Genomic DNA, 21,415 nt, shown 5'->3' on the forward strand with positions numbered 1-21,415 from the left:
AAACATTAGTTTCAAGAAACTTTAGTTTCAAAAGTCAGAACGGTATATAAAAATCGCCGCCACCTTTCCTGCGGCGTCAAGGTTAATCCGCAGTTGAAGCGGCCATGACCGGGAAGGGAGCGCGTACAGCAGATACCCGTTATAGGTCTGCACCCCCTCTCCCAGGGCAAGGGAAACTACCCCCGCAGGATCCCCCAAGTTTATACCATAGGCGGATTTCAATCCAAGCTGCCAAACCCGGTCCCGGTAAATATACAGATCCCAGTCATTATATACGAAAACCACATCGTCCTGCCATTCTTCGGCGCCCCGGACTGCGTAAACCGATTCGGGAATTCCAAAGCGGGCATACACCATGGCCAGGGTAAGGCCTATGGCCGCATTCGGATCCCGGTCATTCCCTTCCCCAAAATTCACCTGCGCCCACAGCGGAAGGGCGGAGCAAACGAACAGCAGAACTGCGATTCTTCTCATAGAGAATTCTTCCCCCGCTTTTTCTTCTTAATGGTTCTGATCCCTTTTCGCAGGGCTTCGGCGGCGCTAAAGGCCCTCCGGACCAGGGGCTTGTAGGTAAAGTCCCAGCTTCCCGGACGGTGGATGATCCGGCCGCCAAAACCGGTTTTAAAAAGGTAGAGCCCCGCCATGGGATGCTTCGGATCGGCGCCGGGGGGAATACCAAACAGGTCGTACTGGGTACAGCCCAGGGCCTTAGCATCCTCCATGGCCTTCCACTGGAGGGCATAGCTGGCCATACGGTTCCGTTCCTCATTGGAGCTGGCGCCATAAAGGTACGTAGCAATACTGTTACGGAAAAGCACAATGTTGGCAGCCAGGGTTTTTCCATTATGTTCCGCCAGGTAGAGCCGCAATTCCTGGCCGGGATATTCGGCGCAATGGGCAAACAGGGTTTGATAGTATCCGATACTGTGGATGCTTATACCATCCCGTTTGGCGGTCTCCCGGAAGAGGGTATAAAATGTATCCAGTTCCTCCGCCCCGGTATGCCGAACCTGCACCCCCCGCTTTTCCGCCAGCTTGATATTGTAACGCCACTTGGGCTTCATCCTGCTGAGGATATCCTCTTCCGGAGGGCAGAGGTCCACCAGCACCGTATCCGGGGGCTGCACATCCGCAGCGGAATGGGAAAATGGGGGGTAGATAGGAGGCGCCGGAGTTTCCGCCCCGACCGTATACCAGGGGGGATCAAAACGGATAAAGGCGGTATTTTCCGGCAGAAGCACTTTCAAGCCCAGGGCAAGTTCCCGCAGCAATTCGTTTTTTTCCGAATCGCCGGGGGAAAAATCCGGCGGCAGTTCGGGACCCCAGGGTACATAGGCAAAGGAAATTCCAAAGGCCAGGGGACGCCGTATCACCAGGAGGGGCAGATCGATTAATTCCCCACCACCGCCCTCCCAGCTAACCAGGAAAGACCGGGCATTCCAGCCGAACCGGGCCTTGAAGCTGCCCCAAAACCCCGATTGCAGAAAGGAGGCAGCTTCGTTACAACGGGCAAGATCCGCAGAAACAATCCCGCGGTACTTCCGGAGAACACTTGTTTCAGAAACGGACATCAATGAACCTCGCCTGAGGCGATAGTTTTTGTGCTGATAGGGATACTGCCCACCTTAAGGGTTTTACCGCCGACACATACATGGTGATCCGTAACCAGGATTGGTACGGTAAAAAAGGTATCTATGGTGATTTCTCCCGGAAGCTCCGGTTCCGGGAGTTCCCGGCCTTCAATGCCGATACGGGTCCCCGTGGGAATATCCCCTGCGTCCAGCACTTCCACCCGCTCATTGCCCTCCCCGTCCTTGTCCGAAGCGGCCAGGAGCATACCCCGGCTTTCCACTCCCCGGAGCTTGGCTGCCTTGAGGTTGTAGGCCACGATGATATGTTTGTGGAGCAGCTCCTCTTCCTTGTAGAAGGGAACTAAACCGGAAACAATGGTTCTCTCTTCCCCGGCAATGTCCAGGGTTTCTATGTAGAGTTTATCCGCCTTTGGGTGGCGTTCTATCCGTACGATTTCCGCAACCCGGAGGTCCAGGGTCTTCACAAACGCTGCGGGCAGTTCCGCCTCGGGAATCGCCGGAATTTCGGCCGGTTCCGGCGTGGCGGGCGCCGGGGCCTTGCTCACCGGGGCGGCGGCCTTTTCGGCTTCCCTTTCCGCCGCGGCCTGGCTGGCGGCCTGGCGTTCCTTCTGACTGCCTGAATACCGTTCCCGCAGTTCCGCTATCAGCTCATCCTCCAGCTTGGTAAAGAGCACTTCGCTCGTTACCACCTCGTGGAGCCCCGTACTATGGCCAATATCCTCCCAGGTAATCAGTTTATCCAGGGGAAGAATCATCTTGAGTTCCGGTATCTTCGCGGTAAGCGCCGGCAGTTTGATATTCGGCAGCAAGCCGCCCTGTTTCTTTTTCCCAATGCTCAAGCCGAAAAAGGAGGCTATCCGTTCCGCCGCCTGGGGCATATAGGGTTCGATCATCACGGCGATATCCCGAACCACATGGCAAAGGTCCCGGATCAACGCTTCCGCCGCCGCCGGACCTTCGCTGTCCCCCTTCTCGCCCTTCCGCCGCCGCCAGGGTTCACCATCCTGGAACGTTTTATTGGCGAAGGATGAAAGCTCAAAGATCTCCCGGAGGGCGTCCCGGAGATCCGCCCGTTCCAGCTTTGCCGTAATAGCCGCTTCGTAGTTACGAACCGTATCCCAGAAGGCGGTATTTTCAGGAAGGAGAATTCCCCCAGCAGCCAAAAGGCCCGTACCGGGGATCTTTCCGCCGTAGTAGCGGGTTACAAAGGACAGGGTCCGGTTTACCAGATTGCCCAGGTTGCCGATCAGCTCTCCGTTGACCTTCTCCTGAAAATCCTTCCAGGTAAAAAGGGTGTCCGCCTTTTCCGGCCGATTGTAGAAAATATAAAAACGCCAGATATCAGCGTCGATACCGGTTTCCATCACATCGGTGCCGAAAACCCCTACCCCGCGGGTTTTGGAAAACTTTCCGCTTTCGTAGTTGAGGTACTCCGTACTGGACATATGGTGGAGCATGGTCCATGTATCTCCGCTCCCCAGCATACTTGAAGGGAATATCACCGTATGGAAGGGAATATTGTCCTTGCCGATAAACTGGAAAAGCTCCACGTTTTCAGGATTCTTCCACCAGTCATCCATAAAGGTCCGCCAGTCCTGGGACTTGGTAGTTTCCGCCCCCAGATTCCCGGTGATGGAAATATACCCGATGGGCGCATCGAACCAGACGTAGAACACCTTATTCTCATAGCCCTTCTTGGGCACCGGTATGCCCCACTTGAGGTCCCGGGTAATAGCCCGTTCCCGCAGCCCATCCCGAATCCAGGCCTGGGTCATCTGTATGGCGTTATTGGACCAGAAGCCCTTAACCGAGGCTTCCTTGATCCAGCTTTCCAGCCGGTCCTTGAGCTTAGGCAGATCGATATAGAGATGTTTGGTGGACTTCAGCACCGGGGTGGAACCACAGGCGGAGCAGCGCGGCTCCTTGAGCTCCGTGGGGTCCAAAAGTTTCCCGCAGGACTCGCACTGATCCCCCCGGGCATCGGTATAGCCGCAGTGGGGACAGACGCCCCGGACGTAGCGGTCCGCCAGAAAGCGGTCGCAGTGCCCGCAGTGGAGCTGTTCGATGGTCTGCTCGGTAATATACCCATTGGCGTCCAGTTTTTTGAAGATATCCTGGGTAACTTCGGTCTGAATCGGCGTGGATGTTCTGCCGAATTTGTCAAAACCGATATTGAACCAGCGGTAAATTTCCGCATGGATAGCGTAATAACGGTCGCACAATTCCTGGGGACCTATCCCCTCCTCCGCGGCCCGGTTTTCCGTGGCGGTACCGTATTCGTCGGTACCGCATATATAGAGGGTATCGTAATCCCTAAGCCGGCAGAACCGGGCAAAGGCATCGGCGGAAAGGACCTGGATCAGGTTGCCTAAATGGGGGACATTATTCACGTAGGGTAAGGCTGAGGTAATTAGTCTTCGCTTCATAAGGACTTATTGTAGTGAAAATAGCGGTATTTTACAAGCTCCCGGAAAATCCCTCCCGGGAAATACGCTGGGACATCGAGACGGGCGAATCGGAAAAACGCCGGTGGGGGCGGGGGAGCCCCACTGCGGGATGCCTGTAGAGTCTGCTTACGGAGCCCCTGTGGGTCTCCTCCAGCAGGGAATTCCAGAATATCCCGCCGCGTGGCTCCCCCGCCCCCACCGGCGCCTGTACGATTAGACTGTGTTTGAGCGTATTTCCCGGGAGCCGCAGGCGCCTAACTAAGTTTAGGCTATCTTCCGGCGCCGGATATGCGGGCTTCAAGGCTTTAAGAATTTAATGGAAAAGTATAACAACATACGCATTGAAAATAGTAATTGGATTGACCCAAAAAAAAGACGCCGTAATTAACGAATCAGTTTTACAAATGGATGCATCCATAGAAAAGTATATTGCAAAATATGGCTTATAAAAAACTTGCCATTTACTCTCCTTGTTCGTAATGCTGTGTGTTATAACATCGTTTGGCGCCTTCTCGTACTGTGACACCGGCGGGCGTGGGGATGCCCCTCCCCACGCCCGTCTTTGCCGACAAGTCCGAAAAAGCATTAGTGCGATATATTCAACTTAAACTCAGCTTCCCAACGTTCATCCGCCCCCAGATTCAGTACCATAACCGGCATGAAACAAGTTGACTGATACTGATCTGTCACCAGATCCCGTATTTTCAGCTGGGTACGGATAGGCAGGATCCACCCGTCGAAGTCCCGGTCCGCCGTAAGGCTCAGGGTAAGTTCGTTTTTTATGTCCCGGAACTCTATGCCGCGGATATTGTTTATCTCCGCCCCTTCGCGGATCGCCGGCTCCGGGTCCTGGGCGTGGGAACGGAAAACTTTGAGTAGTTCCTCCCCATCACCGGAAAAGGAAAGATCTATCCGGGGGATAAACTTAAAGGCCGCCGGGGCTTTTCCGCGGTTGATCAGGGTGTAGTGAACACTCAGGGTGTCCTGCTTGAGGAGATACAGCTTTTCCATTTCAATCAAATCCAGATAGAATCCGTCTTTGGCGGAATTTTTCCCGGAGGGGAGGTGAAAACAGGCCCGCCCATGGGAACGATCCATATCAACAAGTTCGTAGTTTTCCTTTCCGCAGAAACGGGTACCCTCAAACCGGGCTTCCTCGGAACTATGGTCCACCGCATCCTTAAAGGAATACTCCGGGGGGGTTAAATGATCCGCAAAGGCGGTCCTCCGGTACGGAGCCCCGGAGAAGGTATCCAGGTAGTTCCAGGTTTTGGGAAGATAATCAAGCTCAAAGATACTGGCCCCGGCGCTTTTAACATAACAGTTGATATTCCGATCCTGGAAGAGATATTCGGGACAGCCATCAAGGTCAAAATCAAAGGCTAAAAGGGAGGGGGTAAATTTGCCCTGGTTACGGCAGATCTTTTCGGCGCCCAAAAGGGCCTTGTATACCGCTTTCCGTAAGAAGGCCCGGTGGATACCGCCGGAAGCGCCGATTTCGGTGTCACAGAAAAGGGCATAACCCTGGGTCTTCCAAAGCTCTTCCCTGGCGTTCTGCTTCCGGGATTTGTCCCCCCGCAGTTGGTTGATAAGGGTATGGGTAAACATCATCTTAGCGTAAATGCCGTTGGACTCAGGGTAGTTAATCAAAAATTTTCGTTCCTGATCCCCGGGAAAATACGCTTTTTTAAGCTGCTCCTGGGTTTTATAAAATTTCCCCGGGGTGGTGAATGTCAGATCGGAGGAAAAACGGGAGAGGGCTTCAAAAAAACGACCGTAACTGGTCTCCGGAGATTCCCCGGCATCTTCCGTGTAAAGCTGTTCCAGAAAAACGGTAAGCAGGGCTCCGGGCGAGGTTTCCGGTAAAGCCGACGGCGAGAACTCCTTCAGAAGGTTTTCCAGCACGAATACGGTGTCGTGGGTGGCAAAGGCCTTACACAGCCGGGCCGATAAGGGAAAGACCGTGGTGATCTTCCCCTGGTTCTCGCTGATACAGGGGGCGCACAGGGCAAGACCGGAAAGCCCTGCGGAAACAAAGTGCTCCTCTTCCAGGAAGGTATAGTTCATGCCGCAGGTGTTAAGGATACCCACCAGCTGCTGCTCCCAGGCCGCTTCGGGAATCCAGCAGCCCTGGGGCCGTTTGCCGAATTTCTTCCGGAGATAGGCGGAGAGCATTTCAATCTGTCCAATCTTATCCGTTTGGGGAATCAGGGGCATCATGGGCTCATAAAAACCGCCCCCAAGGATCTCGACTTGCTTGCGGGAAATTAAATCCCCCAGAACCATGGTTAATTCGGGATGATTACCCTCCAACCAATTAAGAAGAACCCCGGAATAATGGAGAACCGCGGGAATTTTGGGATACTGGTTCAGGGTCTGAATAAAGGGTTTTAGCCGGGTAGTGTAGATATATTCACCCTCATCATCACCGGCGCCATAGGGGATATGATTATGGGAACCTAAAACAATACTCAGCCTGTCTTTCATTTATCGCTTATAGTAAACTACTTTTCCCGTCATGAAAAGCGTACCTTAAAAAAATCCCAGGGCCCTAAGAAAGATAGCCGAGACGGAAGAAAAAATCAGAGAAAGCAGACCCATGGAGATAAGCATCAGCGGAGAGCCGCGGAAAGTTCCGGGCACCGCTTCCAGGAAAGAACGCTTACTGATTTCCCGAAGGATCAGCGTTGAGGCAAGGCAGCCCAGAGAAAAACCCAGGGAAAGCACCAGGGCTTCCACCGGTGAAACCGCAAGGCGAAGGGTCAGAAACAGGGATGCCAGGACCAGGCCATTGTAGGAAGACAGGGGGGTTCCGTCGCGGTTTAGGCCGGTACTTTCAGCGAGCTTCCAGGGGCTAAAACTTTCCCGCTTTGTCCTGCCGGGCTTATTCAGGGTAAATTTTCCATCGGGGAAAAAATAAACAAACACCAGTTCCAGGGTCATAGAGATCAGCACCGCAGCGGGAAAGAGCAGGAAGGATTCCAAAAACCCAAAGGCCGGCGGGCTCAGCACATAGGTAAAAAAGAACCAAAGGATCAGGACGGATATAAAATGTATGGCCCAAAAGGGGACGGAAAGCTTTCCCGGGGATTCCGAAGCTTCAGGTTCGATAATTCTACAAATACCAAGACCGAACTGAAGTAACAGGTTTAAGGTCAGGCCGGAAAGAACAGCCAAGGTACCTAAGGTTGTCATCACTTCTCCTCGGTGTGGATATACCGGTTTCTGAACCGGCGAAATAGGGTCAAGCCATAGCCCAGAAGCAGAAGCCCCCCGGAAGAACCGGCGATAATCTGTACGGGAAAATAAAGGGAGGAACCAAAGGATATCAGGGTTATTATCCCCTGGGGTCCGCCGGGAAGGGAAAAGGAACCGAAACCCAGGGGTTCCCGGATTAATGCCAGAGCGATAAGTATCCCAACCAAAACCAGGGCTTCCAAGAGGGCCGTCAGGATGAATTCTTCGGGATCAAGCGCCTCCAAGCGGCTGCATACCCCGGAACCGATACAGGACAGGGGGGCAAGGAGTATCAAAAAGGTGGTCTCCATGGCTAAAAAGGGACTGGCAAAATAAATAAGCAGAAGATACAGGCTTCCCAGAAAACTGGACAGGAAAATCCAGACTATTTCCCGCCCCTTTTGGGGAAGTATGGGCTTTGCGAAACTCAGTATCAATATCGTCAACCCATAGGTCCAGAGAAGTGCCCCGGCAGCGATGATAGCAAAGGCCAGACGGCTTGTGGCCATGATCATAAGCCCCGCGCTGATCATGGTGGAAAGGGGCGCATTGGTTCCCCAGAAAAGGGGGGATTGGGTACGATTGTTCATTTTTTCTCCCTCAGGATGGCTTCTCCCGCTGCCAGACGATTGATATAAGCATGAAGAACCCCCTGGGGCAGCCGGTCCAGGATCTGGGCGGAATGGGCGCCCAGGGGTATGGGTTGCCCCATCTCGCCCCAGGGGGAAACAAAAATCACGTAGGGAGCCAGAAGCCCCTCCGCCATAATGGAAAAGACCACTGCCTTCTCTGCACTGTTGTACAGGGAATACCAGCTTCCCAATTGGGCAGCCTTCCCCGCTTTCCACCGGGGTATCGATTTATCCGCCGTAAAGGGCGCCTCCAGCTGCCGACCCTCCTCCATATTGCGGAGGGTACTATTGATATTCCGAATGATAATCCTTGTCCGCACCGGGCGGGTAAGGAACCAGGTAAGGCCGGCGATAAGAAACAATCCGGCAATCCACCCCAGAAAGATCCCCAGTCCCTTAAGTTTTCCGGAGACCAACTTGGAATTAAGGCTGAACATCGACACCTCCACGGGAAACTTCGTTGGAAGTACCGGTATAGAAAATCCGGGTTTCAAAGTAACGAAATAAGGGCACCAGGGCATTGAGCAGAACAACCGCAAAGAAGGCGCCATAGGGTTCAAAGCCCCAGTAACGGAATACAAAACTGAGGACGCCCCCCAGAATAGTGATGATTAACACGCCGATACGGGACTTCGGCCCCGTTGAAGGATCCGCAGCCAGGATGAAAGCCGCCACCAGGGTACCCCCGGAAAGAAGGCCAAAGAGCATATCCCCACCGCCTAAAACTCCCCCAACGGGAAAGGCGCCGAAGGCCCTGACGAGGAGGCAATAGACTCCAAGATAGGAGATGGGTATCCAGGAACGACTTATCCGGCAGGCGGTAATGATAATCGTGCCCAAAAGGAGGGCTAAAAGTCCCCGTTCCGCGATAATCCCCGGCCCGGAATAAACCAGAAGATCGATATATCCCCCGGGCAATTCAGAAGAGGTGAGGGAAAAAATTGTTTTGTTAAGTAGGGAGGTCCAAAATATATCCAGGGGTTCTTGCTCGAAAATTACAGGGGCCAGGGTTCCCGGCAAAGCAAGGGAAGAATCCTTCAGGGCATCGGCGAAAGCCCCGGGCCAACCGAAGCGGATAAAGAGCCATGCCCCTAAGGCAGGATTAACCCAGTTGCATCCCAGACCGCCGAAGCTGTGTTTAATCACCGCCATGGCGAACATGGAACCCAGAAAGGCCAGAAGCGGGTGAATCTGATTGGGCAGGAGAAGGGTCAAAATCAAGGCCGAGGCAACGGCGCTGCCGTCCCGGTACACCCCAGTCAGACCTGTTTCCCTGCTGCCTCCATGGAGGATAAAACGCCTCAGGGCTATGTTGTCGATTAGCAATTCGGTGAGCAATGCCCCGGCCACCGCTGCAAGGGCAACGAACAGGGAAGCAAAGGAATCGGTCATCGAGGATTGCAGAATTGCCAACCCCGCACAAACACTCACCATCCACATCCGGGTCGAACTTGAACAGGCCAGGTTTACCTGGGGTTTTTGAAAAAGTACCCGCTGGGGAGACGGCCCATGGGATCTGATAGTATTATTCACCGGCAAACTTGGACTCCCCTCGCGCATAGTTGGTAATAACCGTACTCAACGGCAGCCGGGAAGGACAAAACACCTCGCAGCAACCGCATCCGTGGCAGCGGCCCGCCATGACCGGACCGTAGCCCTCCATTGCCGCATCGGAAGAATTATTTTCTGCGGCTTTAAAGAGCTCCTCCGGATCCAGCCCCACGGGACATACAGCACGGCATTCTCCGCAGCTGATACAGTGCCGGACCTTACCGTCCCCGGGCTGATCTTCCAGAAGGGCAAAAACCGCATAGGTAGTTTTTATAACCGGTTCATCCAGATCCTGCACCATACGGCCCAGGATGGGAGAACCGGTGGCTATTCGTTTTGGCGTACCGGTAAACCCACCGCATTCTTCAAAAAGATCCCCTATCCGGGCGCCGATCCGTACCTTCATTACCTGAGGTTTTTGTACTGCGGAACCGCCGATCGCCACATACCGGTCCAGAATCGGATGCCGCATCTTTACCGCATCGTGGATTGCCGCCAGAGTGGCAGGCCCCAAAAGCAGGATATTTCCCAAATCAAGGGATTCCCTTTTGGCATAGATCCGCAGGACCAGTTCCAGTTCCCGCCGGTTCCGCTGGGGGTAGCGGGAACCTACTATTGCAACCGAGGCGGGGATATCAAAGGCCGAAGCTTCCGCGAGGAAAAGATCCCCCAGTTTTTGTTCTTTTGCAGAAACTGCATAAACGATACGTTCAGCCAGAGCGGCGCGGGCGGCAATAACGCTCCCCTCCACCACCGCTTTAAGCCGTTCCCGGCAGAGCACATAATCCGCCGCAAGCCAGGGATCGTCAAAAACACAACGAACCACCAGCGTACGGGGGCCCCCTCCTTGGCCTGAAAGGAGGCAATCAGTTCCGATGCCGGAAGGCCGGAGCTTTCCATGGCAACTACCCCGTATTCCGAAATAAGCGCTTGAAGCGCCGTGGAGGTAAGTCCTTTCCAGGGAAAGATTTCCTCCCGGTGGCCCAGCTTATCAAAAGCCCCCTCCAGGCGTATCACCAGGGCATCGTTGGTATGCCCTTCGATCATCTTCCAGGAAACGGTACGTATCACTTTCCCGGGTACCGCAGCGTGGATATTCGCCGAACCCGGGTCCAGGGCCCGCCCTATGAGCATCCCCTCTTTTACCGAATCCCCTACGGAAACCACGGGCAAGGCCCTGCTCCCCGTATGATGGACCAGGGGGAAAATCGAAAGGGCCGGTAAAAAGGCGGTGACACAGGTATCCCGGGAAGGCGCCGAGGGGTCTTCAAACTGTATCCCCCCGCGGGGAAATGTATATACTTTGGTCTTTGTTAACATCTGTCCCTTTCATGCCGTGAATTATGCGGCGATTTGTTTATTCATATACATAGAAAATATTCCCCTCATTCTATGTCCCCGTTTGTCTTTGAAGATTAGGGGAATACACAGACTGAAGGCAATTAATAGGCAAATAAGTCCCCCCGAATGGGGTGGAACGAAACCTGAATCAGTATAAGCGTAATTGGTAAGAAAATCTATCAGCCCTTCCAGAGGGAAAGGGGGGATCTCCATAGGATCTTCGAATACAATTTCCCCGGAATTATTACTGTCGATGAGCCCGTCTTCGGCCAGGGAGTACCGCAGATAGCCTTGGGATGGCTCTCCCAGGGGCATAAACGAAAAAATCCGCTGAAATTCGACATGCTCCCGGTACCTTGCTGCGGTCGGAGCCTCCGGACCCTTCCACCCGGTCCATACCCGGGACGCCGCGGGGGAGGAATTACCGGTGGAATTCCCGGTAAAAAACATAGGCAGGAAGAGGAGAACCAGAGCAGCCAGGGTAAAGGGAAACATGATTCGGGAATACCGGGAAGGACGCCGGGCAATACCGGTTATCTGTACCGGCAGAAAACGGATATGCCCCTGGTGAGCCTCCCGATAGGCTTCAGCCCAGAGGGAGAGGCAGAGGATGGCCAGGAAAAAGAGCAATCCCATAATGACGCTTAGCGGGGGAAGGGCCCCAAGAACCGCGATAAACCCCAGGGCAATAAGAAACAGGGCTGATAGTATCCAGGTTCCCCTGGAAGCCAGGGTTCCAAGGGCGGGCTTGCCATAACGCCGGGAAACAAAATATTCCCGTACCGGTTCCCGGAGGAGCCGGGAAAGGCCGGCCAGAACCGCCATCAGGGCAAAACCCGGAACACCCAGCCCCGCCAGAACCGCCCAGAGGGGGAGAAAAAGGGCCGTAAACAGGAGATCTTCGGAAAAAAGAAGGGCAAAGGCTGCGGCGGCAATAAAAAGTATACCGGGCAACAAAACAGACCTGGGAGGCGTCAGGACTGATAGCGAAAAGGGAATATCCCCCAGAGCAGCCTTGATCCGCCCCTCAAGATCCCCAAAATTTCCCCTAAGGGAGATAAAAAGCCGCCGATCCCCCTGGAAAACAAAGAAGGAACGGAGCTGTTCCGCATAACCGTCATTCCGAAGATCAAAGGGCTCGACCCTGTCCGGATAGATATCCAGGGGAATCCTTTCCAATTCCCCAAAATCATCCAGAAATACCCATTGGGAGGACTCCCCGATAAGGTTTTTAACCCCACCTTGGGTCAAAAGTTCCTGAATAAGCCTATCGGGATAGGAATCATCAAGGGTCAACACGGCATATCCGTCCCCCTGGACACCATTCTTTAGACTGGGAGGAGAATTCCCCCGAGCCTGGGGGCCGTAGCAGAGGAGGAACAGCAAGGCGCCGGATACCAAGGATGCGAGTATTGAAATAAACAGAGATTTTAAAAAGGGCATAGACTAAGAAACCCTACAGATATGCATACGCCGCTGCTATAAATATGCCCAGGAGGGCCCCAATTACCACTTCCAGGGGAGCATGCCCCTGCACTTCCTTTACCGGATGATACTCAAGGCCCATCCGTTCTCCCATGGTCCGCCCCAGGGAGTTGAGGGATTTAGCCTGTATCCCCGACGAACGGCGAACCCCCATGGCATCCCTCATTATTATGAGGGATATGAAAAAAGCAACCGCAAATAAATTAGATTGCAGCCCCTCGTTCAGACCAACCGAAGTCGTCATAGCCGAAACCAAAGCCGCATGGCTTGAGGGCATTCCGCCGGTACGCCAGGCAATGGTTGCCAGAATCTCCCTGCCATTTCTCCGGTTTGTCTTCAGGAGCATTATCGCCGCTTTGACCACCTGGGCAAGAAACCAACTGGTAATCGCCGATAAAACTATTGGATTTTCGACAAAAGCCTTGAATGAGTCTGATCGAATCAACCTTGCCATGAACATTATTAGTTAACCATTGCCTAGGTTTGGATAAAAGTCAAGGGCGCCCTGTACCGGTTCTTGAAATGACGCCGATAAACCAGGGCCCTGGTTTCTCCTGCGGCCTTAACGTCCGGACCAATACGCTTCTGCCCAGCGCAGTTCATCCCTCAGCCGATCAGGTTTTGTGTCCCGATCTATAAGCACAAATTCAATGTCCATCATTTCTGCCCAGTCACGGAAATATTCTGCATCAAGCGCACTAGCATATACCGAGTGATGGGTACCGCCCGCCAGTATCCATGATTCCCCTGCACCGGCCAATGAAGGATAGGGTTTCCACAGGGCGCGGGCCACCGGGAGTTTCGGCATTGGCTGTTCAATCTTGATGGTCTCCACTGCGTTCACAATCATCCTGAACCGGTCCCCAAGGTCGATAATGGTGGCAAGCACCGCAGGACCGGGAGCCGCGTCAAAAACCATGCGAGCCGGCGGGGCCTTACCGCCTATCCCTAAGGGATGTACCTCAATACGGGGCTTTTTATCCGCAATTGAGGGGCACACTTCCAGCATATGCGCCCCAAGGGCCGCTTCTTTTCCCGGCTCAAAATGATAGGTATAGTCTTCCATAAAGGAAACGCCGCCGTTTAGGCCCGCCGCCATAATCTTTGCCGAGCGGAGCAGCATGGATTGTTTCCAGTCCCCTTCACCGCCAAACCCATAGCCCTGTTCCATAAGCCGCTGCGCCGCAAGGCCCGGAAGCTGGGTAAGGCCGTGAAGAACCTGGAAATTCGTGGTAAAAGCTCCGGCCCCTTCGGCTTCCAGCATCCCCTTAAGGGCTATTTCTATTTTTGCCTGTTCCAGCATTGCCGTTCTGGCCGGACCGGGGCTGCGCAGTTCCGGTGCAAGCTCGTAGGAAGCCTCGTATTCCTGCGCCAATTTTTCCACCGCAGCATCACTAACTTTGTTATACCGTGCGACAAGATCCCCGATGCCCCAGGTGTTTACCTGCCAGCCGAATTTTACCTGGGCTTCCACCTTATCGCCTTCGGTAACGGCTACTTCCCGCATATTATCCCCAAGCCGCAGCACCACAGAATTACTGCCCTCAAGGCGGGCCGAAGCGGCGCGCATCCACACGCCGATTTTGCGCCGCACTTCCTTGTCCTGCCAAAACCCGGCGACCACTTTGCGGTTGATCCGCATACGGGCATAAATGTGCCCATGCTCGCGGTCGCCGTGGGCTGATTGGTTCAGGTTCATAAAATCCATGTCAATGGTAGACCAGGGAATATCCCGGTTGAACTGGGTATGCAGATGAAGAATTGGTTTGCTGTTTATCGCAAGCCCCTGGATCCACATCTTTGACGGGGAGAAGGTGTGCATCCAGGTGATGATTCCCGCACAGTTTTCCGCGGCATTTGCCTCGGCAAATAGTTTTTTGATTACCCCGGGGTTTATAGCGATTGGTTTCAAGATCAGCGTGCCCGGTAACAGCGGGTCCTTTGCAAGCTCATTCGCCATAACTGCGGCGTTAGCCGCAACCTGTTTAAGGGTTTCTTCTCCGTAAAGATCCTGACTGCCTACGATAAACCAGAATTCAAATTTTTTAAGATCGACCATATGCTACTCCTCATTGTAAATATTCTCCGATTGTTTCATTGACACGTCTAATCCTGTCACACAATCCTCTTAGCACGCAAAACGAAGTAAATGAAACGATTTTGGCGGCAGCGATACCTGTGGCGTACCCGTACTATCCCGCGGCACGTCGACCGCCGATGGCTTCACCGTTTCCGGCGCGGCAAAGGTATTCACGGCGTCCGGGTTACCCTGCATAGTCACGTGTTCTATCCAACGCACTACGCCGAACGAACGCATATCAAACTCAATCTCCTGCGTTTTATCGGCGATATTCACGCATATAACCGCGACTTCATTACGTTCCGCATTATGCGTTACCGCACAGGCAATGCTCGGCACCGCGCCATAGGCAGCGCTTTCGATAGTAGGAATCTTCGCCAAAGGCTTGAGCACCGTTCCGGTACAGTATTTCGCCGCAAGTGAAAACGGATAAAACGTTGTCTGCCGAATCGCCTTGCCGCCTTTTTCAGTAATTATCGGGGCAATAACATTAACCATCTGGGCCAAACAGGCGATACGCACGCGATCCGAATTGTTAATAAGGGTGCAAAGGAGACCGGCAAATGCAAGCGCATCGAGCAGCGAATAATGATCTTCGAGGATATGCGGCGCTATCTCCCATTGCTTAAGCTGTGTCTTCGCTTGATACCAAATATTCCATTCATCAAAGGACAACATCATGGTCTTCTTCGAACGCTTTACTGCCTTTACATAATCAGCGGTCGCCGCAATCGTTTTTATAAACGTGTCCATCTCGTAAAACGAAGCGAGAAAATCTACCTCATTACCAAAATTTTCGTAGTAGCGGTGCAGGGATAAAAAGTCAACCTTGTCATAGGCGTGTTCCAGCACGATTCTATCCCACTCAGGATAGGTGGGCAGCAGGGTTGTCGCGCTGCCGCACAGTGTCAACTCAATAGACGGATCGGCCCATTTCATAATTTTTGCAGCTTCCAATGCCTTCTTGCCATAATCCACCGCGTCCAAATGGCAGGTTTGCCACGGGCCATCCATCTCATTACCGAGGCACCACAACTTGATATTGTGCGGATCCTTGTGTCCATTTTGTATGCGAAGATCGGAATAATAGGTGCCGCCTGGGAAATTGGCATATTCCACCGTATATCCCGCATTCTGCGGCGTGCCGGTGCCAAGGTTCACCGCATACATCACTTCACTCCCCACCGACTTTGCATAATCGCAAAATTCATCAATACCAATTTCATTCGTTTCTATGGACGACCATGCGTAATCTAAACGACGGGGACGTTTTTCGCGGGGGCCGATACCGTCAAGCCAATCATAGCCGGACACAAAATTACCACCCGGGTACCGCAGCGCGCCGAAGTGCAATTCCTTTACCAGCGTCCGCACATCTTCACGAAAACCCTTACTGTCGGCGCTTGGGTGGCCGGGTTCGTATATGCCTTCATAGACGCAGCGCCCTAAATGCTCCACAAATGTCGAATACAACCTGCTGCCCACATCCGCGATGGTGTAGTTTTTGTCCAACAGAATTGTTAGTTTATCGCCCATATATAACACTCCTTTGTTTTGTATACACGCTCAACCTTTTACGCCGCCAATAGTCATGCCGTCGATAAAAGCGCTTTGCTTCATAATAAAAATAATAGCGATGGGTATAACGGCGAGTACCGCGCCGGGCATCAGCATATCGTAATTGTTACCGTACGGGGTAATCATGGTCGAAAGCCCCACCGGCAGCGTCATTTTAAGCCGGTCACCGGTGACAATCATCGGCCACACAAAGGCATTCCAACTTCCCATGGCCTGCAATATCGTCATCGCACCGACAGCCGGCTTCATCAGGGGAAACATGATCTGCACAAAAATACGAAATTCGCCACAGGAATCTATGCGGGCCGCGTCGATAAATTCCTTCGGCAGCCCCGTTGCGTATTGCCGGAAAAAAAACACCGCATACGCCGATACCGCATAGGGTAAAATAATACCCGCATAGGTATTGTAAATATTCAAACCGATAGCAATCTTATACAGCGGCAAAAGCAGTATTTCCACCGGCACCATCATCACGATTAGCACGAGAAAAAACACCAGATTGCGGCCTTTAAAATTATACACCGCAAGGGCATATCCTACCCCCGCTGAAAGTACCACCGATACCACCGTCTGTATAAGGGCAATGGCAACCGAATTAAAATACCAGCGGAAATAGAGCGCATTATTCTCGGTTAAAAGCAGCAGGTAATTGCGAAAACTCATGATACCCGCATCAAGCTTAAAGTTAATGCCGTGACGCATTAACTCTTGCCCCGGCTTAAACGAAGAGATCAACATAAACACAAATGGGGCAATGCAGAAAGCTGAGGTAATTATACAAATACCCAAAATAATTATACGTGTAATAATGTGGTTATTTTTTTTCATTGCCCTCTACTGCTCCTTCTTAAAAAACCCTGTCATAAATAATTGCGCCGCCGTAATCGCCATAATAAGTATAATAAGCGTAACACCAATAGCGGAAGCAAGTCCAAGGTCATTATTCGTAAAGCCGGCTGAATAAATATAGCCGACCAGCGTGAGCCCGATATCCTCCGGAGATCGGGCTGTCCAAAAAGAAAAGGACTCGGCAAACATGGAAAGCCCGCCATACACACTGATAGTGATTACATAGGTCGTCACCGGGCGTAACGACGGAAGAGTTATATAAAATAGTTTTTGTACGGCATTCGCCCCATCAATCTCGGCGGATTCGTACAATTCAGGGGAAATATTTTGCAGTCCCGAAAGGAAATACACGATATTAACGCCGAGCCACCGCCAGGTACACAGGACAACCAACGCAAGCATACCGGTATTCGCTTCCATAAGCCACTTACGGGCAGGAATACCGAATTTACCAAGAATTGCGTTCATAAACGTTGCATCCTGTGACCCGAAGGCATACCGGAAAAACATACCGGCGACGATAACCGATGTCAGCGCCGGTAAAAAGAACACGGAACGAAAGAAGGTCTTGCCGATAGTAAGTTTATTATTCAACAGGACGGCAAGCAGCAATGGCAAGGGCACTAATACAAAAATTGTCCAGAACGTGTACCGTAAACTATTCCATATTGCCTTATAGTAATGCACGTTAAACAGCCGCTTGTAATTCTTCAATCCAATAAAACTGACATCATTGAAGCCGTTCAGTTTTTGAAAGCTCATGATAAACGAGCTTATCAGTGGATAAAAAAAGAATACTAAGAACATCAATATAAAGGGCAATATAAAAATATAGGGAGCAACGGCCTGCGATGTCAGCGGATGCGGCTTCTTAGCGCTTTTATCGTTTGTTACCTGCATTAGTGTCTCCTTGCCAAATTAACTTACGCGATACTTAGTTGATTGCACGCAGCTCGTCAGCACCGGCCTTAAGCGCCGCTGCGGGGGTCAAGCTCTCGCTCTCCAAAGCCGCAGGTAACACCGACTTCTGCAAAACCGTTATCCCCTGGGGATAGTTGGCGGTGATGTTCAAGGGGTTGAATTCATCCTTGACGGTGTAGAGTATATCAAACACACCGGTACCGAAATAATCGGTGTACTTGTTAGGCGCCTTCATGATTGGATCGTCCCACACGTCCCAGCGCAGGGGGTCGAAGCCCAGCACGGTCCATGTTTTGATACTCTGATCGCGATCCAGTTTGGCAAAGGCGAGGAAATCCTTGCAGAGCGCTGCGTCTTTTGCCTGGTTGGTAACACCGGTTCCCGTGCCCCCCATACCCGCAGATCGTTTATCCGTGGAATTGAAGACCGGCATGGGCAGAATGGCGATTTTTCCCTTCAGATCGGGCATATAGTCCGTGAACCGCCCCATGTACCAAGCGGGCATTACGATTGCCCCCACGTTACCTTCGTTCATATAGGCATACCATTCTTCTGAATGCATGAAACCGCCGGGGGCTTTCACCGCGATACCGGAACGGATGTTGTCCAGCATGAACTGCAAGGTTTTGTTATTGATAGCGTTGTCCAGGATGACGGAACCATCGGCGGCGAAGATGTCCGAACCCTGTTGGTTCATCAGGGGGTACATGGACCAGTGTTCCGTGGTTTCATAGGCGGTCATGGGTTTTCCGGTTTTGGCGAGCACCGTTCTACCGGCAGCCACGAAGTCGTCCCATGTTTTAATGGCATTAATATCTATCCCGGCGGCGTTCATAATGTCCATGTTGTAGTACATTACCGTAGCTCCCACATGGGCATCTACGCCGTAGTAATTGCCATTTTTAGCGTAGTTGTCAAAACGGGCCTTCACCACATATTCCATGTAAGGGGCCAGGACATCGTTCAGGGGAAGGAGTCCCGGGGATGTGCCCTGGATGAAGTTGGCAAAACGGGCGATTTCAATGTCCGCTATATCGGGAGCGTTTTTGCCGGACTGCAGGGCGATGAGCAGTTTGTTGTGGTTGTCGTCGTAGGAATAAACCTCGGTGTTCAGTTTGATTTGGCGATCAGGATTTTTGGCGTTCCATACCTCTGCCGCATCCTCCATAAAACCACGGTGCAAGTCCTGGAATGTCCAGAACGTCAACTGATACGGACCCTTCCCGGCGACAGCATCCTTCTTTTGACAGCTTAACATTGATACTGTCCCCGCGGTGATAACCAAGACCAGGGCGGTAAACAGTACTTTCTTCACTACATTCATTTCTTTCCTCCAAATAGATAGAAATTAATTTCCGTGAACGTACACCGTGCGTGAACGTTCACATTGCGTGTACGTTATACACCCGGAGACCCTATTCTGTCAACAAAATTCATAAAAAATTGTGCGCTTTTCATCTAAACGGGGATATTTTCTTTTAGGTACATATCCAGGGGAATTTCAACTTTTTGAGGTATCTGTTGTTCCAGCACAATGCGCCGGTACAGGTTCAGCAGCGCCTCCCGGCCCTGAGATTCGGGACGCTGGGAGATGATGACGTCGATCCAGCCTTCCTCCAGGAACAGACGATTATTGGGGACAAGATCGTAACCGATGAGTAGAAAATCCCTCGGTTTTTTACGTTCCTTTGCGGCTTGAGCAACCCGATGAGCCATACTGTTCGTTACAAAGATACCCGTAAGATCCGGGTTTTCCCGGAGAAAACGGCTAATTTCTTCCACCGAAATTTCGGTTCCCAAATAACTGGAATATTCCTGTACCAGGCTGGGAAACCCTTGTTCTCCGGCATATCGTAAAAACCCATCCCGCCGCTGGACAATATGATAGTCCTCTCCATGAAGATCCAGAATCGCCACGGGCTTAGTGATCTTCCCCGCAAAAAGATGCATCAGCCTACCCGCAAGATAGCCGCCGCGAAAGGAATCCTGACCGATAGTACAAAGAGGATCCGCACCGGGCAGCTTCGCGTCAATAAATATACAGGGTATACCTATCTGCCGAATTCCTTCGATAAAAGAACTGATCCGGCCAGGCATGATAGGCGAAAAGATGAGTCCATCAGGCTTTTTCTCCAAAATAGCGGCGGCGGCGGCCTGAAATTTTTCCTGACTATAACGATCAAATTCAATGATTTCCATTTCCACCCCCAGGGGGGCAATCTCAGTGGCGGCTTCTTCTATTCCCGTCAGGATCTGGCTCCAATAGCCCGCGTCCTGGTCCCGCTGTGGCAAAAGTGCACAAAAATGGTAAGCCCGGTTACGCTTGAGCCGCCGTGCTATAGGGTTAGGGGTAAACTGGTACCGCTCTATAATTGTCTCAATCTTAGCCTTGGTTACCGCCGACACCCGGCCCCGCTTGTAAAGCACCCGGTCAACGGTCCCAATTGAGACCCCTGCAAGTTCAGCGATTTCCCTGACAGTCATGGTACTCCCTTTGCGTGTACGATAACCTATTTTGCATTAAAAAGGTTCTCTTGTCAAATGCTCGGTGAATCTGGAAATTATCCCTCGGGAACGGTATGCTTCTTCATGCCCCAGTCCCTAACCCTTACCGCTGCCGCCGACGATGACGGCCGCCGTTTAGACCGGATACTGCGTAAAGCCCTGCCGGATATGCCTCTTTCCGCCATCCACAGCCTTTTACGGAAACGCCGCATCCTGGTAGACGGCGTCCCGGGCAAGCCTGCCGACCGGGTACGGACCGGCTCGGCCATACAGGTCCCGCTTATCCCAGCCGGTACCGGCGCCAATCCCTCCCCAGCCAAGGCCGAAACCACCACCCCGGCGAAAAAGCTTCCGGCCCTGGACATACTCCGGGAAGCCGCGGGGCTCCTGATCCTGAACAAGCCGGCGGGGTTGGCGGTTCACGGACCGGATAGCCTGGAAACTATGGTACAGGCCTATCTTGCGGGAAAGCGCTCCCCTTCCCTCTCCTTTAAGCCCGGCCCGCTTCACCGCCTGGATAAACCCACCAGCGGGATCATCGTCTTTTCCACAAGCCTTGGGGGCGCCCAAAATTTCAGCGCCCTGCTCCGGGAACGGCGCATCCGCAAAACCTACTTAGCCGTACTTGACGGTCTGCTGGACAGTGACGAAACCTGGGAGGACACCCTGGTACGGGACCGGGACCTGGGAAAGAGTTTTACTGCGCGGGAAACTTCGTTGCAAATAGCGCGGGAAACTTCGTTGCAAATAGCGCGGGAAACTTCGTTGCAAGGGGAAGATGGGCCCAAGGAAGCCCGGACACGGGTATACCCACTAGCCCAATCGGCAATAACCAAGACTACCCTGGCGCGACTGGAAATAGATACCGGCCGAACCCACCAAATCCGCGCCCAAGCCGCAGCCCACGGCCACCCCCTGGCGGGGGATCGCAAGTACGGAGGCAGCGCCCAACAACCCGGCTTCCTTCTCCACGCCTGGACCCTGGACCTCCCCGACCAAAGCTTCCCGGGCCTGCCACCGCATCTGGAAGCGCCCGTACCGGATAAGTTCCAAAGGCGGATACAGGAGCTATTCGATCACGAGGTGACAGTCACCTTTTTTATGGAAAAAGGTGTATTTTTATGATATTTTATAAGAAACTGGTGTATACTATCTATGGATTCTACTAAAATGAGGTATTTTGTGCCGGTAAAC

General features: G+C 52.6%; 20 protein-coding genes. 2 read left to right on the plus strand and 18 right to left on the minus strand.

Annotated features, from left to right (window positions below):
* Positions 1-27: 27 nt before the first annotated feature.
* Genes TPRIMZ1_RS0114145 through metG form a run of 3 tightly spaced genes read right to left on the minus strand, consistent with a single transcriptional unit; the run spans position 28 to position 4,018 of the window.
* Complete coding sequence (locus tag TPRIMZ1_RS0114145; protein WP_010261393.1) at positions 28-474, minus strand: hypothetical protein; 447 nt, start codon at positions 472-474, stop codon at positions 28-30.
* Positions 471-1,571 (minus strand): lipid II:glycine glycyltransferase FemX, encoded by a 1,101-nt coding sequence (locus tag TPRIMZ1_RS0114150; protein ID WP_010261395.1) that lies wholly within the window; start codon positions 1,569-1,571, stop codon positions 471-473. The genes TPRIMZ1_RS0114145 and TPRIMZ1_RS0114150 overlap by 4 nt, the downstream gene beginning before the upstream one ends.
* A complete protein-coding gene (metG, locus tag TPRIMZ1_RS0114155; RefSeq protein ID WP_026043729.1) occupies positions 1,571-4,018 on the minus strand; it encodes a methionine--tRNA ligase in 2,448 nt (815 codons plus the stop codon). The genes TPRIMZ1_RS0114150 and metG overlap by 1 nt, the downstream gene beginning before the upstream one ends.
* A gap of 14 nt (positions 4,019-4,032) precedes the next feature.
* Here metG and TPRIMZ1_RS21025 point away from each other — a divergent pair, with 14 nt between their 5' ends.
* Positions 4,033-4,158, plus strand: coding sequence for a hypothetical protein (locus TPRIMZ1_RS21025; protein ID WP_269775820.1), 126 nt, complete (start codon positions 4,033-4,035; stop codon positions 4,156-4,158).
* A gap of 466 nt (positions 4,159-4,624) precedes the next feature.
* Here TPRIMZ1_RS21025 and TPRIMZ1_RS0114165 read toward each other — a convergent pair whose 3' ends face one another.
* The 15 genes from TPRIMZ1_RS0114165 to TPRIMZ1_RS0114230 all read right to left on the minus strand — a co-directional run bounded on the left by TPRIMZ1_RS0114165 (position 4,625) and on the right by TPRIMZ1_RS0114230 (position 20,200).
* Positions 4,625-6,526 (minus strand): alpha-amylase/4-alpha-glucanotransferase domain-containing protein, encoded by a 1,902-nt coding sequence (locus TPRIMZ1_RS0114165; RefSeq protein ID WP_010261403.1) that lies wholly within the window; start codon positions 6,524-6,526, stop codon positions 4,625-4,627.
* A 45-nt stretch (positions 6,527-6,571) separates the two neighbouring features.
* Positions 6,572-7,234, minus strand: a complete 663-nt coding sequence (locus tag TPRIMZ1_RS0114170; RefSeq protein WP_010261406.1) for a hypothetical protein — start codon at positions 7,232-7,234, stop codon at positions 6,572-6,574.
* Positions 7,234-7,866: a hypothetical protein gene (locus tag TPRIMZ1_RS0114175; protein ID WP_010261408.1), complete on the minus strand. Its 633-nt coding sequence runs from the start codon at positions 7,864-7,866 to the stop codon at positions 7,234-7,236. Before TPRIMZ1_RS0114175 ends, TPRIMZ1_RS0114170 begins: the two co-directional genes overlap by 1 nt.
* On the minus strand, positions 7,863-8,345 hold the full coding sequence (locus TPRIMZ1_RS0114180; protein ID WP_010261411.1) for a hypothetical protein: 483 nt from the start codon (positions 8,343-8,345) through the stop codon (positions 7,863-7,865). Before TPRIMZ1_RS0114180 ends, TPRIMZ1_RS0114175 begins: the two co-directional genes overlap by 4 nt.
* On the minus strand, positions 8,332-9,441 hold the full coding sequence (locus tag TPRIMZ1_RS0114185) for an RnfABCDGE type electron transport complex subunit D (protein WP_232616840.1): 1,110 nt from the start codon (positions 9,439-9,441) through the stop codon (positions 8,332-8,334). The genes TPRIMZ1_RS0114180 and TPRIMZ1_RS0114185 overlap by 14 nt, the downstream gene beginning before the upstream one ends.
* Positions 9,434-9,931 carry a 4Fe-4S dicluster domain-containing protein gene (locus TPRIMZ1_RS21155; protein ID WP_420082998.1) on the minus strand — a complete coding sequence of 166 codons (498 nt, stop codon included), beginning with the start codon at positions 9,929-9,931 and terminating at the stop codon, positions 9,434-9,436. Before TPRIMZ1_RS21155 ends, TPRIMZ1_RS0114185 begins: the two co-directional genes overlap by 8 nt.
* Before the next feature lie 140 nt (positions 9,932-10,071).
* Positions 10,072-10,779, minus strand: coding sequence for a hypothetical protein (locus TPRIMZ1_RS21160; RefSeq protein ID WP_420082997.1), 708 nt, complete (start codon positions 10,777-10,779; stop codon positions 10,072-10,074).
* A 21-nt stretch (positions 10,780-10,800) separates the two neighbouring features.
* A complete protein-coding gene (locus tag TPRIMZ1_RS0114195) occupies positions 10,801-12,243 on the minus strand; it encodes a hypothetical protein (RefSeq protein ID WP_010261423.1) in 1,443 nt (480 codons plus the stop codon).
* Positions 12,244-12,256: 13 nt separating this feature from the next.
* Entirely contained in the window at positions 12,257-12,739 is a 483-nt protein-coding gene (locus TPRIMZ1_RS0114200; protein ID WP_232616837.1) for a divergent PAP2 family protein, read from the minus strand.
* Positions 12,740-12,847: 108 nt separating this feature from the next.
* Complete coding sequence (gene araA, locus TPRIMZ1_RS0114205) at positions 12,848-14,344, minus strand: L-arabinose isomerase (RefSeq protein WP_010261428.1); 1,497 nt, start codon at positions 14,342-14,344, stop codon at positions 12,848-12,850.
* Positions 14,345-14,413: 69 nt separating this feature from the next.
* Positions 14,414-15,901 (minus strand): alpha-N-arabinofuranosidase, encoded by a 1,488-nt coding sequence (locus TPRIMZ1_RS0114210; protein ID WP_010261430.1) that lies wholly within the window; start codon positions 15,899-15,901, stop codon positions 14,414-14,416.
* A gap of 30 nt (positions 15,902-15,931) precedes the next feature.
* Positions 15,932-16,648 (minus strand): carbohydrate ABC transporter permease, encoded by a 717-nt coding sequence (locus TPRIMZ1_RS0114215; protein WP_232616838.1) that lies wholly within the window; start codon positions 16,646-16,648, stop codon positions 15,932-15,934.
* Between the two features lie 132 nt (positions 16,649-16,780).
* On the minus strand, positions 16,781-17,557 hold the full coding sequence (locus TPRIMZ1_RS0114220; protein ID WP_232616839.1) for a carbohydrate ABC transporter permease: 777 nt from the start codon (positions 17,555-17,557) through the stop codon (positions 16,781-16,783).
* Positions 17,558-17,729: 172 nt separating this feature from the next.
* Entirely contained in the window at positions 17,730-19,040 is a 1,311-nt protein-coding gene (locus TPRIMZ1_RS0114225) for an ABC transporter substrate-binding protein (protein WP_010261438.1), read from the minus strand.
* A 134-nt stretch (positions 19,041-19,174) separates the two neighbouring features.
* Complete coding sequence (locus tag TPRIMZ1_RS0114230) at positions 19,175-20,200, minus strand: LacI family DNA-binding transcriptional regulator (RefSeq protein WP_010261441.1); 1,026 nt, start codon at positions 20,198-20,200, stop codon at positions 19,175-19,177.
* A gap of 57 nt (positions 20,201-20,257) precedes the next feature.
* On the opposite strand from TPRIMZ1_RS0114230, the gene TPRIMZ1_RS0114235 reads away from it, so the two are divergent.
* Complete coding sequence (locus tag TPRIMZ1_RS0114235) at positions 20,258-21,346, plus strand: RluA family pseudouridine synthase (RefSeq protein ID WP_100217096.1); 1,089 nt, start codon at positions 20,258-20,260, stop codon at positions 21,344-21,346.
* Positions 21,347-21,415 lie beyond the last annotated feature (69 nt).

Origin of the sequence: Treponema primitia ZAS-1 (assembly GCF_000297095.1) — a bacterium.
Taxonomy (GTDB): domain Bacteria; phylum Spirochaetota; class Spirochaetia; order Treponematales; family Breznakiellaceae; genus Termitinema; species Termitinema primitia_A.